Below are 13,302 nucleotides of genomic sequence, written 5' to 3'. Positions count from 1 at the left end.
CTTCACGCCAGGACCTGGCGATGGTTCTGTGGAGCGCGATCCGCCGCTCAGAGCGACGGCAGCGCCACGACCTCGACCGCACGGTGCCGGCGCGGTGGGTCGGCATCTCGCCGAGCAGCCGGACGGGCACGCGGAGCAAGGCCGGCGCGAACCGAACCGAGGATGTCGAGGGTGAGGGAGTGCCAGCGCGTCGCACCCTCGACGAACATCTCTTCCAGGACCCCGGCGCGGCCTGAGGCAACCGCCACGCCCAGACCGTCCCAGAAGGCATCGTCCGCAGGCCGCAGAAATCCTGCCCCCTCATCTTCCGGGTCGAAGTCGTACGGAGAAGAGGTCACGCGCTCAGGGAACAGCCCGGTCGCGCAAATCCGGATGAGGGCTTTCTCGCAGGGGTGGTTGCTGCCGATGCAGAGGTACCGGCTCTCCTGAACCGCTCGCGCCCTCCAGCCCCCAGTTGGGCCGGACACGGAAGCCGACAGGTGCTCCTGCTTCACCGGCATCCGCCCAATAGGCGCCTGACGCGACACGGTCCGCCCGCCTCTGGCCAAGGCGGACACCGCGCGTACGGGTGCTGTCGGGCCCGTCGGCCGGCGGACGTGGAAGACATGCCGCGTGACCTGGACGCTGCCCCAGCCCATACTGACACCCCCACCCGGGCCGGACCTGCGACCGCGGTGGGCCGCGGAAACGAAATGGGACGGGTACCGGGCTCTGCTCTCCGTCGACGCAGGCCGGGTAGAGCTGCGCTTGCGCCGCGGCACCCAGCTAGCGCCGGCGTTTCCTGGAAATCGTGGACGGTACCGCGCAGCTGCCCGATGCGACCTTGCTCGACGGCGAACTGATCGTATGGGAGGCGGGACGGCTCGCCTTCGAGAGGCTGCAGCGTGGTGCCGGGGCGGCCCGGGCCGCGGACGAATGGTCGGCACGCTTCGGCGCATTCGACCTCCTGCGTCTGTCCGGCACCGACATGACAGGGTGGCCCTATCGACGTCGCAGGCATGCACTGGAGTCCGTCTTCACGCCCCCGGCTGACGGCGCCGTGGGCGCACAACGTCGGTCGTCAGCTCATCGGCGTACTGCTCCCCACCGGGTCGACATCGCTCGTCAAACCTCCCCCTCTGCTTTGGCCTTGGTGCTCAGAACCCGTCGCCCCATCCGAAGGTGACGTTGTACGCCCGCTGGAGGGCGTGTCGACCGTGGTCCCCGTCGGCGTAGGCCCACGCCAGGGCTGAGGCGAACCAGAGCAGAAAGATTCCGCTGACGATGCCCAGAGCGACCAGCCTGCCGAACCAGCTGAGGAGGACCAGGGCGACGATCACGATGACCGCGCCGACGTGGGCTCCCCACGAGTCGAGCGGCACGGCCTTGCGAGCCACTCTGCGGTCGGCCCGTTCTGCCGCGAAGCGCTGTTCGCGAACAGATTGCGGTTCGTTCTCGTCGAAGCTCATCGCACCCCCTGGCGCCGACGCTACATGGACGCGGACCACGTCGGCTGAGGTTCAGAAACAGGTTAGCGAACACCCCCACCGCTGCGCCCTCCCACACCGCTGTGGCTGGCGGGAGGAAGTGGCCGTGGACAGCGACGTAGGAGCGGGCGACATCGAGGCAGATCCCGTGCGGTGCAGCTGCACGCTGGGGGATGAGTGGTGAGGGGCGGGCGGAAGCGCAGACAGTGGGTACCTGCCCATTCACCGACAGGGCCTCAACGAGGCGCACTTCCCCGGAAAGCCGGCACGGCGAGGGGCTTGACGGGTGAGGTCCGATGCCGTGTCATCGTGAAAGGGACAACGACGGCGGGTGGCGTGATGGTGACAGAGGGACACGAAGGGCCTGGTGTCGAGCCCGCACGCGACACTGCGAGCCCACAGCCCAGCGCTCCGAAACCTCCGCGCGAGCACGGCAGTTGGGCTGCGGACAACGTACCTGTGATCATCCTGGCTCTCATCGTCCTGGTGCTGATGCTCGCGGGCGCGGTGTCCAACGACAACGTCACCTGCCCCGGCGGAGCCACGAGCTGCGGCGCTCCCTGAAACCACGCCACCGCATCTCAACATCGGGCGCCTGACGATCAGGTTGAGGGCGGACGCCGGTAGAAGCACGCTGAACGAGAAAAGGGGAGCGGCCCGCAGGTGAGGGTCGGGCCGTATTCGCCTTCATGGTGTCTCCGGCCTGGGCGGGTAGCGAGGTGAGGGGGTCGTCCGGGTGAGGCGGCAGCCGGCCTCACACCAGGGACGGGGCGACCCCTCTTGCAGTGCACTGCCCCCAGGTCCTCGCGAAGACCGGCGGCGTGCCGTGTGACTCTCCGAGACTGGCGGGCGGCCTTGCCGGGTCCGTGCGCGGGTCGAGCGCGCGTCTGCGTGACCGACGTGCTGCTTGTACGCATCGCAGGTCCGGCTTCAGCTGTGAGCGGCCGGTTCGGCCGTCAGGTCGGCGAAGTCCCCGAGCATGTGTGAGGTGTGCGCGTGTCGACCCGTGACGAGTCGGAAGTTTCGCGCTGCCGCGTGGACGAGCAGGCTCCCGCCCTGCAGTACCGGGCACCCCAGAGTTCGTGCCGCCTGCGCGAGCGATGCTGCGGCAGGGCGGTAGTCGAGGTCGCAGATCCACAGGTCGCTGCGCAGCGACTCGGTGAGCGCCTGGGTCAGCTGGTCGGAGCTGTCCGTGCGGGGGAGGGCGTTGACGAGTCCGTCAGCCTGCTTCAGGTGATGGTCGAGGGTCTCGACCGGACGGGCCTTGGCGGGTCGGTTCTCTGCGTGCCGGTTCACGGCTTCGGCCAGGGCTGAGGCTCGAGCCGGGTCGGTGTCGACCAGGATCAGGTGTTCCACGCCGTGTTCGGCGAGCGCGTGGGCGGCGGACACACCAGCACCCGTTGCGCCGACCTGTACGACCCGGGAAAGGCCGGCGTCCGGCATGTTCTGTTCGAAGGCGGTGGTGAAGGCTTCCATGCCGGTGTCGTGGCCGGTGGCCCGTCCGTCCGTCTCGTAGATGACGGTGGTGACCGTGCCTGTTCTGGCGGCGGACCAGGACAGTCCGTCCATGGCCGCAGACACCGGGTGATCGGTGGATGTGGCCACGCTGAGCCCCGAGAACCCGAAGGCTCTGCAATCGTTCAGCAGGGTGCCGAAATCGCGTTGGCCGCCCAGGTGCCGGCACAGGTAGCGCAGTTCGTGGCGCGCCGCTTCGCGGCGGTGGAGTTCGGAGCTGACCGAGAACTCGGCGCCCGGCGCAATCAACCCGACCAGGTACGAGTGCTGGTTCATTCCGACTCCATAAGAGTAATGTACGAACTAGTTCGTTATCCATATCAGGATCGGCGCGCTACGGGAAGTGGCACGGATGCCCCGACCGCGCCCAGGGCACGTCGCGCCTCCGGCCGGGGGCGGGCGATGGGGGTTCACATGGGCACGGCTGCCCCTTCGGACGAGCACCGTTCGCACGACGCCGACCGCACACGGCGCGAGATACTCGCGGCAGCCAGAGCGGAGTTCGCTGAAGCCGGGTACGCCGGCGCACGCATGGACGAGATCGCCGCTCGGACCCGTACCAGCAAGAGGATGATCTACTACTACTTCGGCAGCAAGGAAGGCCTGTTCACAGCCATCCTGGAGGGGGCGTACCGCGAAATCCGCCAGCAGGAGCTGCTGTTGGACGCCGATGAGCAGGACCCGGTGGAGGCGATGCGACGGCTGGCGGAGCTGACCTTCGACCATCACGAGGCCCACCCCGACTTCGTCCGCCTGGTGAGCATCGAGAACGTCCACCGGGGTCGTCACCTGGCCCGGTCGCGGCACCTGACGGACCTGCGGACCCCGGCGCTCGCGGTCATCGAACGGATCCTGCGCCGGGGACGGGAGAACGGGCAGATCACCGCTGACGTCGATGCGATCGGCATGCACGCCTTCATCAGCTCGTTCTGTGTCTTCCCGGTGGCCAACCGGCACACCTTCGCAGCGCTGTTCGACTGCGACCTGCTGGCGCCGGTGCACCGTGACCGGTTTCGCACCATGCTCGGAGACATGGTCGTCAACTATCTGACGGGCACTGCCGCGCAGCGGGTACAGCCGGTGGTCTCACAGGCGTGAGCGAAGCGTCCTGGCCGTCTGCTCGGCGGAGGCGAAGCACTGGTTCAGGGAGGTGCCCGCTTCGTCCGCCGCCCCCACCGGATATACCCCCAGCCGGGGCCTGCGGCGCAGGCACGCGTCGAGAAGCCGGGTGTCGGGCACTGTGCCCTGCGACACGAGCAGCGGACCGGGCGCGTCGATCCACTCCTCGGTACCGGCCGTGCGGATTCTCACCGGCCGTTCCTCCAGCTCCGTCACGTCGGCGTCGAGTACGATCCGGACGCTCGGATGGTGCTCCAGCCGGGGAACGGTGAGGATCTTGGCCCGACGTCCGACCTCCGGCGCGAGGGTGGTCTGCGAGCCGACGAGAACCACGGTGGTACCGGTCGTCGCCAGGTGATCCGCCACGGCCACCCCATCACGGTCGGCGCCCCAGATCAGGCAGTGGTCCGCCCGCCTCCCGCCGCCGGCCATGTCCGCACGTCGAACGTGTCACGCAGGCCGGCTCCCGCACGCAGCAGACCTGCTGCGTCCCGGCCGACAGCGCCGGTGGTCACGACGATCGCGTCGTCTCTGCTCGCCAACACTTCCTCGTCGACGGGCCGTTCGGTGTGTACGACGACACCCAGCCGGTCGAGTTCGCCCTCCAGCCGGTCGAGGAGGAGCCGGTGGTCCGGGTGCTGCCGCAGACCCGCAGCCGGACGGAACGCCCCGCCCAGCCGCGATCCCGCCTCCAGTAGCCGGACGGTGTGCCCGTCCTCGGCCATCAGACTGGCCGTCTCCATGCCGGCGGGGCCGCCGCCGGCGACCAGGATTCGGGCCCGCGCCGCACGGTGTGGGGTGTTCGCCACCTCTTCCCGTCCGTCTCGTGCACCCCGCGCACACCACCATGGACTGCGCACAGTGCGGAGCGAGAACCAAGCACGCACTTCCTCTTTCGGAACGCACCTACACCTGCAACGCGTGCGGGGCCGTGTCTCCCAGGGACAAGAACTCCGCCCGCGTGATGCTGGTCCGGGCTGGTCTCAACCCGGCTGGTGGCGAGGGCGTAAGACCTCCGGGAGCGCCGCTCTCGGAGGGAGCCTGAGCCAGGAATCCCCTCCCTTTCAGGGAGGGGAGGATTCAAAGTCCCAGGTACACCTCCCGCACCCGCGGGTTGTGGCTGAGCTGTGCGGAGGTGCCTCGCATGGCGACCTGACCGTTCTCCATCACGATGCAGTGACTGGTCACCCCGAAGGTGAGCTTGGCGTTCTGCTCCACCAGGAGCAGGCTCAGTCCTTCCTCGCGCAGCCGCAACAGCACGTCGAGAATGCTGCCGACGAGCTTCGGCGACAGGCCCATGGACGGTTCGTCCAGCACCAGCAGACGCGGCCGGGCCATCAGGGCACGGCCGATGGCGAGCATCTGCTGCTGCCCGCCGGACAGCGCCCCTGCCAGACGCTCGCGCATCTCCTTCAATACGGGGAAGAGAGCGTAGATCTCGTCGAGTTGCTGGTGGGTGTCCTTGTCCCAGGCGCGGGAGTAGGCGCCCAGGAGGAGATTCTTCTCGACGGGCAGTCCGGGGAAGACGTGCCGGCCCTCGGGGACGTAGCCGATGCCGTGGCGGACCATGTCGCGGGCCTTGACCCGGGTGAGGTCCTTGTTGCCGAGGTGGATGATGCCGCTGCTGCGCGGGACCAGGCCCATGAGCGCCTTGAGGGTGGAGGTCTTGCCGGCGCCGTTGGCGCCGATGATGCCGACGGACTGGCCGGGCTCCACGGTGAAGTCGATGGAGCTGACGGCTTGGACCCCGCCGTAGTGCACGCTCAGTTCCCGCACACTCAGGCACTCTGCGGTGGTGCCTGCGATGACCTTCACGAGGTCGCCTCCTTCGCACGGTCGGACTGGTCGGCCTCGGGAGTGTCCATGCCGAGCTCGGCCAGGTCGGACTCGCCGAGATAGGCCTCGATGACCTCCGGTGCGGTCACGACCTGCTGAGGAGTGCCCTCCGCGATGACGTTCCCGCTGGACAGGACGGTGACCTTCTCGCACAGCGACATCACCAGTCCCATGTTGTGCTCGATGAGGATCACGGTGGTGCCGCTGTCCCTGATCGAGCGGACGATGCGGATGAGCTGCTGTACCTCCTCGCCGTTGAGACCGGCGGCCGGTTCGTCGAGCAGCAGCAGCCGGGGCCGGCCCGCCATGGCGCGGGCGATCTCGATACGGCGCTGGATGCCGTACGGCAGTGCCGTGGGGCCGGCGTCCGCGAAGTCCGCGAGACCGAAGCGCTCGAGGACCTCGGCCGCCTGTGCCCGCAGCCGACGCTCGTGCGCCCACACTCCCGGCTGCCACACGGCGTACTGCCAGATCGACCGGGTGCGGCTGCGGTCGAGCGCGACGAGGATGTTCTCGCGGACGGTCAGCTGCCCGAACAGGCGCAGGTTCTGGAAGGTGCGGGACAGGCCGGCCAGCGACAGGGCGTAGGGCCGCGCAGCGGTGGTGTCGCTGCCGGCAAAGCGGACCGTGCCCGCGGTCGCCCGGTAGAAGCCGCTGATCACGTTGAACAGGGTCGTCTTTCCGGAGCCGTTGGGACCGACGATCCCTCGGATCTCGCCGTCGTTCACGGCAAAGGACACCTCATCGAGCGCTCGCAGTCCCCGGAACTGCTTGGTGACGCCTTCCACCGCCAGCAGCACGTCCGCGGTGTCGGAACGCTCGATGGGGGAGTAGGGCGTGAAGGGCCGCAGTTCGGCGCGGACGGACTCCCGGCCGCGCCGACGCTCGTACACGCCGCGCAGCCGCGCCGGGATGCCGGCGAGACCGGTCGGCGCGAACACGACCATGAGGACGACGACGATGCCGTAGCCGAGTTGGGCGTAGGTGGAGAAGTCCGACAGCCATTCCCGGACCAGAGTCAGTCCGATGGCTCCGACCACACAGCCCACCAGGGATCGGCGGCCGCCGATGATGACCATCGCCAGCAGGATGAACATGTTCCCGATGGAGAACGTCTCCGGTGCGACGTACCGGATGAGACCCGAATAGAGGACTCCGGCGAGGCCGCCGTAGAAACTGGCCAGGAGGAAGGCTGTCATCCGCAGCAGCGGGATCTCCGCACCCATTGCCCCGGCCGCCAGGGAGTCGTCGCGCATGGCGCGCAGACGACGGCCGAGCGAGGTGCGGACGACGAAGAGGCCGAAGACGAGCGCGAGGCCGAAGACCACGGCTTCCAGGTAGTAGTAGAGGTACTCGCTGGAGAGATCGATACCGGGCAGTGTGGGGCCGGGGACACCGGAGATGCCGTCGGCGCCGCCGGAGATGTGGGCGTTGGTGATCCAGTTGATGAATCCCAGGGCGAGACCGAGGGTCACGATCCCCAGATAGTGAGACTGCATTCGCAGGGCTGGGATGCCGACGAACAGGCCGGTGATGACGGTGGCCAGGACGGCGAGCAGGGCCGCGGCCCAGAAGCCGTACCCGTAGTGGGTGGTGAGGATGGCCACCGTGTAGGCGCCGACGCCGAAGAACGCGACCTGGGCGAGGTTGATCTGGCCGGAGATGCCCATCGCCAGGCCCATCCCGATCGCCAGCAGGGCATAGATGAGGGCGATGTTCACGACGTGGATGGTGTAGCTCCCCAGACCGTAGGGGAGTACCCAGGCGGCGACGACGATCGCGACTGTCGTGGCAATGCGGCTCTTCATGCGCGGCTGACCGTCCTCTCGCCGAAGATCCCCGTGGGCCGGATCATGATCGCCACGGTGAAGACCAGGAAAGTGACCAGGACCGAGTAGCCCTGGAAGTGGCCGGCCGCGTAGGAGTCGAGGACGCCGATCGCGATGCCGCCCACCACTGCCCCTTGGACCGAGCCGAAACCGCCGAGCATCGCCGCGGCGAAGCCCTTGATGCCCAGCGCCCCGCCGAGGGATGCGTCGACGTAGAGCATGGGGCCGACCAGGCCGCCCGCGAGGGCGGCCAGTCCGGCTCCGATGGCGAAGGCCAGGGCGTTGCTGCGGCCCACGTTGATTCCTACGGCGGTGGCCGCCTCGTGGTCCATCGCGACCGCCTGCATGGCCGCGCCGCGCTTGGTGCGTGACAGGAAGAGGGCCAGGGCGACGACGGCAATCGCGGCGACCGCCATGACCAGCAGGTCGTAGGTGCGTACCCGGATGCCGGAGATGTCCAGGGGCGCGGAGTGGAGGGGCGAGGGGACGGCGCGGCCGGTGGTGCCCCAGATGAGGACGGCGACCGCCTGGAGCACGATGCCGAAGCCGATCGTGCCGATCAGCATCAGGTCGAAGTCCTTGTTCTCCAGCGGGCGCAGTACCCGCTCGATGACCAGGCCGATGGCCCCGGTGACCACGATGGCGGTCACCATGGCCACGGCGAAGGGCAGCTTCGACGTCAGGTAGAACGTGGACGCGGCGTACGCGCCGATCATGGCGATGTCCGCGTGCGCGAAGTTGACCAGCCCCATCGTGCGGTAGACGAGGGAGAAGCCCATCGCGACCAGGGCGTACACGGCCCCGAGACTCAGACCGCTGACGAGTGTTTGGAGGGTGTCTTGCACGTCGTCCTCAGTTCTGCGCGACGAGCGCGCCGGACTTGATGACTCCGATGCTGGTCTTGGTGATGCCGACGCCGTCGGCGCCGTACTGGAACTGTCCGAGCAGGCCGTCGTACCGGGTCGCGCGGATCGCGTCGGCGAGCTTCTTGCCGGTCGCCACCTTGCTGTTCTTCAACGCGGTGAGCAGGATGCTGGTGCCGTCGTAGGCCTTGGCTCCGTGCAGTTCGGCGTCCTCGCCGTAGGCGGCCTTGTAGGCGGCGGCGAACTTCTGTGCCGCCGGGCTGACGTCGTTGCCGAGGTAGGGAGAGCTGACGATGGTGCCCTCCGCCGCCTCCTTGCCGGCGGTCTGGGTGAAGACCGGGGTGCCCTGCGGGGCGGCGCCCGCGAACGGCACGGTGATGCCCAGGTCGCGGGCCTGCTTGACGATGAGGCCGGCCTCGACCTCTTCCGAGCCGATGAACACCACCTGCGGCTTCTTCGCGCGGATCTTGGTGAGGGCGGCGCTGAATTCCTTCTGGTCGGTGGTGACGACCTGATCGGTGACCGGGGTGACGCCGAGGTCCTTGGCTGCCTTGGTGAAGGCGTCGTGCTCACCGGTGCCGTAGGAGCCGTTGTTCGTGATCATCGCGATCTTCTTGTAGCCCTTGTCCTGGATCAGGTGCTTCGCGAGCGTGCTGTCGTAGGTGGTGCTGGTCGGACCGTTGAGGAACAGGAACTCGCTCTTCAGGGCCACGAGTCCGTCGGACTGGCCGGAGGTGATGTTGGGTATCCCCGCCTGCTTCAGGACGGGCGCCATCGCGATGGTGACGGCGCTCTCGGCGGTGCCGATCATCGCGATGTAGTGCTCGCTGGAGATCTTGCGGGCCAGGTTGGTGCCCGTGGTCGGGTCTCCCTGGTCGTCGAACGACTTCAGCTCGATCTTGCGGCCGTTGATGCCGCCCTTCTTGTTCCACTCGTCGACGGCGAGCTTGGCGCCCTTGTACTCCCAGTCGCCCAGAGAGGAGAGCTGGCCGCTGCGGGCGTCGACGACGGCGATCTTGATGGGGCCCGAGTCGGAGCTGCCGCCCTTGTCGGAGTCGCCGGGTGCGCTGCAGGCGGTGAGGGTCGCGGCCACGGCGATGGCGGCGGCGAGCAGGGTGCGTGGGGCCGGAGGCTGAGAGATGCGGGACATGATGGTCACCTCGTCGGTGTCGGTGGGTCGGAAGGCAGGGGTGGGGGAGGCGACGCGAACCCCGCCGACCCGTGATGCCGGGGCCGGCGGGCGTTGCACAGATGGGGGTCAGAGGGTGTCGGCAGGGAAGCGGCCGGCGTAGATGTCCTTGATGTTCCAGTGACCCGGGGTGGGCACCGGCTCGTTGACCATGGGGACATCGAGGACAGCCGGGCGGCGGCGGGCGATGGCGTCGTCGAGCGCCTTGCGCAGATCGCCGGGTGCGGTGACGGTGTAGCCGGCGGCGCCGCAGGACTCGCCGTACTGCGCGAAGTCCGGGCTGTAGGGCCGGCCCTCGGCGTCGGTGAACTCGCAGCCGTAGGAACGTCCGAACGACGAGGACTGCAGGTCGGCGATGGTTCCGTGGGCGCGGTTGTTCATGACCACGAAGATGACGGGCGCGCCCTGCTCGACCGCCATGGGCACCGCGGGCAGCTGGGCGCTCATGCCGCCGTCACCGATGAGGGCGACCACGACGCGCTCGGGCTGGGCGATCTGCACGCCGACGGCCGCGGCCGGGCCGAAGCCCATGGTGGATGCGCCTCCCGGAGTGATGAAGCGGCCTTCCTCGGGCAGTTCGTAACACTGCGCGACGCCGTTCTTGTTCCAGCCGACATCGGTGACCAGGATCGCGTCGTTCGGCAGGGCCTCGCGAAGGTCGGTCAGGATGCGCTGGGGCCGCAACGGGAAGTTGTCGCTGCGTCCGGCCTCGCGTGCCGCGTCGAACACACCGGTCCGCGCGGCGGCGATGCTCCCGCGCAGGCCCGGACGGGAGACGGGCGTGCTCCGGCGGGCCCGGACCGCCGCACCGATCTTCTCCAGGGCGAGTTCCACATCCGCCACGGCACCGATGTGCACAGGGTAGTTGCGGCCGATCTCGGCGGGGTCGATGTCGATCTGCAGCAGCCGGCTCGGCGGGAAGTTCCAGGTGTACGTCGCGTCCCAGGAACTGGAGTCGGTCTCGGCGAAGCGGGTGGCCAGCGCCAGGACGACATCGGCGCCCTTGGTGCGTTCGTGGGTGCTCTCCAGTCCCCAGAAGCCCGGCATACCGAGCAGCAGGGGATGACGGTCGGAGACGACACCCTTGCCCATCAGGGAGTGGGCGAGCGGGATGTCGAGGTGCTCGGCGAGGGCCAGCAGTTCGGCGCGGGCACGGGGGCCGCGCAGGCCGCCGCCGAAGTAGATCAGAGGCCGCTGCGCCTGCAGCAGTTCCTGGGCGATCCGGTCGGCGGTCGCCTCGTCCAGGCCGGGCCGGCCGATGTGCCCGGGCAGCGGGTGGCCGCTGTCGTAGGGCGCGACCGGCCGGTTGAACAGGTCCATCGGAACATTGATCAGAACAGCCCCGGGTCGGCCGCCGGCGGCGGTGAAGAAGGCCCGCTCGGTGACACGCGGGATGTCCTGGACCCGCTGGACCTCCCAGGTGCGCTTGCAGAAGGGCCGGTAGATCGCGGTCTGGTCGGCGTCGGCATGGAGGTTGACCTCCTGATGCGGGTGCCGGCCGTAGTAGTAGGAGGGGATGTCGCCGGTGATGACGACCAGCGGCACGGAGTCCAGGGCGGCCGTGGCGACGCCGGTGACGGCGTTCATCATGCCCGGCCCCACATGGGTGAGCAGTACTCCGGGGCGGCCGGTGGCCCGGGCGTAGCCGTCGGCCGCGTGGGCCGCGGCCTGTTCGTGCCGGGCGATCACGAACTCGATCGAGCTCGGGCCGAGTGCGTCGAGCAGGGCGATGTTGGTGTGCCCGCAGGTGCCGAAGACGTACTCCACGCCGTAGGACTCGAGCTGGGCGACGAGGGCTTCGGCGGCGGTCACAGTGGTCACGAGTTCTCCTTGGGCAGCTCACGGCTGTCGCCCCAGATGGACAGTCCGCGCAGCACGAGGGTCTTGACGACGGTGTAGTCCTCGATGAGCCACCGAGGGGCCTCGCGGCCGAAGCCGGAGTCCTTCACGCCGCCGAACGGAACATGGTCGAGACGGAAATTGGAGGTCCCGTTCACGATCAGTCCACCGACCTCCAGGCGTCGCCAGGCGGTGAGGATGCGGGTGATGTCGTGGGTGAACAGGCCGGCCTGCAGTCCGTAACGGCTGGCGTTGCACTGATCGAGAACGGTGTCGAAGTCGTCGAAGGGCAGGACGGCGACCAGCGCGCCGAACACCTCGTGCACGACCACGGAGGCATGGACGGGCGGGTCGGCGATGATGGTCGGTGCGGCGGTGGCGCCGTCACGGGTGCCGCCGCGGATCACACTCGCGCCCAACCGACGTGCCTCGCTCGACCAGGCCACCACGCGTTCGGCCGCGTTCTCGTCGACCATGGAACCGACATCGGTGCGGTCGTCGAGTGGATCACCGACGACCAGCGCATCGACCGCGGCGGTGAAGGCGTCGAGGAATTCGGCGTAGCGGGACCGGTGGACGTAGACACGCTGCACGGAGATACAGCTCTGGCCGGAGTTGCTGTATCCGGTGCGGGCACTGATCTTGGCGGCCGCCGCGGCGTCGGCATCCTCGCACACGATCGTGGCGGCGTTTCCGCCCAGTTCCAGGGCGAGCCGCTTTCGGCCCGCGGCGCGGGCCACGGCGGCACCCGTGTCGGCGCTGCCGGTGAAGCTGATGACGCTGACCGGATCGGCGGCGCACAGGGCGGCACCGACATCACCGCCGCCGTGCAGCAGCTGGACCGCCTGGTGGGGCATGCCGCTGTCCAGGAGCAGGGCGACGACGGCGGCCGAGACGGCCGGTGCTTGCGGCGGGGCCTTGACCAAGGTGGTGTTGCCCGCCGCGAAGGAGGCACCGAGCTTGTGGGCGAGGAGGTTGGCCGGCGCGTTGAACGGCGTGATGGCCAGTGCCACTCCGGCGGGCGCCCGGTAGGTGAAGGCGGTGTTGCCGATGCCGGTGTTCCAACCGGCCACGGGCAGGGTCTCGCCGTCGATGCGGCGGGCTTCGGCCGCGCAGACCGCGAACGTGGAAGCCACCCGTTCGATCTCGGTGCGGCTGTCCTTGACGGGTTTGCCCAGTTCAAGGGCGAGCAGGCGGGCGAGCCGGTCGCGGTGGACGAGCGCGTTGCGTGAGGCGGCCTCCAGGATGTCGGCCCGGGCGGCGGGCGCGAGGTCGGCCATCTGCCGCGCGTAACCGCCGGCCTGCGCGACCGCTGTGCCGATCTCACGCTCGGTCGCGGCAGGGGCGCGGCTGACGGTGCGCCTCAGGTAGGGGCCGGTGCGATCCGTGGGAGGGCCTTCGCCGCCCCAGGATCCGGCGCTGTAGAGGAGGGCCTCGACCACGTCGTTCTGGTCGGCGGCCTTGAGGAGATCTTGCAGCATCACGTCTCCAGAAAAAACCATCTGATGGTTTCCGTGGACTGCTCTGTGGACTGGCGTGTAACGTACGGGCGCCGAGAGGCCGTGGCAATAGGTCGGCATGAGGAAGTTGAAACCAGCGGTTTTCGAATGGACCTTGGCTGGTGGAAGCTGTCCTTTCGAGCGCCA

The 13,302-nt window shown here is 68.8% G+C and carries 13 protein-coding genes and 1 pseudogene; 3 read left to right on the top strand and 11 right to left on the bottom strand.

The window, feature by feature from the left end; translation table 11 throughout:
* Nucleotides 1-47: 47 nt before the first annotated feature.
* A complete protein-coding gene (locus OG410_RS01035) occupies nucleotides 48-338 on the bottom strand; it encodes a hypothetical protein (protein WP_329297298.1) in 291 nt (96 codons plus the stop codon).
* Between the two features lie 452 nt (nucleotides 339-790).
* Here OG410_RS01035 and OG410_RS01030 point away from each other — a divergent pair, with 452 nt between their 5' ends.
* The gene (locus tag OG410_RS01030; RefSeq protein ID WP_329297297.1) at nucleotides 791-1,165 is read left to right on the top strand and encodes an ATP-dependent DNA ligase; all 375 of its coding nucleotides are present in this window, start codon (nucleotides 791-793) and stop codon (nucleotides 1,163-1,165) included.
* Here OG410_RS01030 and OG410_RS01025 read toward each other — a convergent pair.
* Entirely contained in the window at nucleotides 1,137-1,448 is a 312-nt protein-coding gene (locus OG410_RS01025) for a hypothetical protein (protein ID WP_329297296.1), read from the bottom strand. The genes OG410_RS01030 and OG410_RS01025 overlap by 29 nt on opposite strands.
* A gap of 948 nt (nucleotides 1,449-2,396) precedes the next feature.
* Entirely contained in the window at nucleotides 2,397-3,257 is an 861-nt protein-coding gene (locus OG410_RS01020; protein WP_329297295.1) for a saccharopine dehydrogenase NADP-binding domain-containing protein, read from the bottom strand.
* Nucleotides 3,258-3,395: 138 nt separating this feature from the next.
* Here OG410_RS01020 and OG410_RS01015 point away from each other — a divergent pair, with 138 nt between their 5' ends.
* Nucleotides 3,396-4,079, top strand: coding sequence for a TetR/AcrR family transcriptional regulator (locus tag OG410_RS01015; protein WP_329297294.1), 684 nt, complete (start codon nucleotides 3,396-3,398; stop codon nucleotides 4,077-4,079).
* Here OG410_RS01015 and OG410_RS01010 read toward each other — a convergent pair.
* Nucleotides 4,068-4,466: a hypothetical protein gene (locus OG410_RS01010; protein ID WP_329297293.1), complete on the bottom strand. Its 399-nt coding sequence runs from the start codon at nucleotides 4,464-4,466 to the stop codon at nucleotides 4,068-4,070. The genes OG410_RS01015 and OG410_RS01010 overlap by 12 nt on opposite strands.
* Nucleotides 4,467-4,495: 29 nt before the next feature.
* Nucleotides 4,496-4,909 (bottom strand): NAD(P)-binding protein, encoded by a 414-nt coding sequence (locus OG410_RS01005; protein ID WP_329297292.1) that lies wholly within the window; start codon nucleotides 4,907-4,909, stop codon nucleotides 4,496-4,498.
* Between the two features lie 8 nt (nucleotides 4,910-4,917).
* Here OG410_RS01005 and OG410_RS01000 point away from each other — a divergent pair.
* Nucleotides 4,918-5,145, top strand: a pseudogene (locus OG410_RS01000) (zinc ribbon domain-containing protein); the annotation flags it as partial.
* 35 nt (nucleotides 5,146-5,180) lie between these two features.
* Here the strand turns inward: OG410_RS01000 and OG410_RS00995 are convergent.
* The 6 genes from OG410_RS00995 to OG410_RS00970 all read right to left on the bottom strand — a co-directional run bounded on the left by OG410_RS00995 (nucleotide 5,181) and on the right by OG410_RS00970 (nucleotide 13,137).
* Nucleotides 5,181-5,915 carry an ABC transporter ATP-binding protein gene (locus OG410_RS00995; protein ID WP_329297291.1) on the bottom strand — a complete coding sequence of 245 codons (735 nt, stop codon included), beginning with the start codon at nucleotides 5,913-5,915 and terminating at the stop codon, nucleotides 5,181-5,183.
* A complete protein-coding gene (locus OG410_RS00990) occupies nucleotides 5,912-7,744 on the bottom strand; it encodes a branched-chain amino acid ABC transporter ATP-binding protein/permease (protein WP_329297290.1) in 1,833 nt (610 codons plus the stop codon). Before OG410_RS00990 ends, OG410_RS00995 begins: the two co-directional genes overlap by 4 nt.
* Nucleotides 7,741-8,610, bottom strand: coding sequence for a branched-chain amino acid ABC transporter permease (locus OG410_RS00985; RefSeq protein ID WP_329297289.1), 870 nt, complete (start codon nucleotides 8,608-8,610; stop codon nucleotides 7,741-7,743). Before OG410_RS00985 ends, OG410_RS00990 begins: the two co-directional genes overlap by 4 nt.
* 7 nt (nucleotides 8,611-8,617) lie before the next feature.
* Complete coding sequence (locus OG410_RS00980; protein WP_329297288.1) at nucleotides 8,618-9,778, bottom strand: ABC transporter substrate-binding protein; 1,161 nt, start codon at nucleotides 9,776-9,778, stop codon at nucleotides 8,618-8,620.
* 108 nt (nucleotides 9,779-9,886) lie between these two features.
* Nucleotides 9,887-11,638 carry a thiamine pyrophosphate-binding protein gene (locus OG410_RS00975; protein ID WP_329297287.1) on the bottom strand — a complete coding sequence of 584 codons (1,752 nt, stop codon included), beginning with the start codon at nucleotides 11,636-11,638 and terminating at the stop codon, nucleotides 9,887-9,889.
* Nucleotides 11,635-13,137, bottom strand: coding sequence for an aldehyde dehydrogenase family protein (locus OG410_RS00970; protein WP_329297286.1), 1,503 nt, complete (start codon nucleotides 13,135-13,137; stop codon nucleotides 11,635-11,637). Before OG410_RS00970 ends, OG410_RS00975 begins: the two co-directional genes overlap by 4 nt.
* Nucleotides 13,138-13,302 lie beyond the last annotated feature (165 nt).

Source organism: Streptomyces sp. NBC_00659, from assembly GCF_036226925.1.
In the GTDB taxonomy this organism is placed as follows: Bacteria; Actinomycetota; Actinomycetes; order Streptomycetales; family Streptomycetaceae; genus Streptomyces.
The sequence above is the reverse complement of the archived record's forward strand: the minus strand, read 5'-3'. Positions and strand labels throughout refer to the sequence as shown.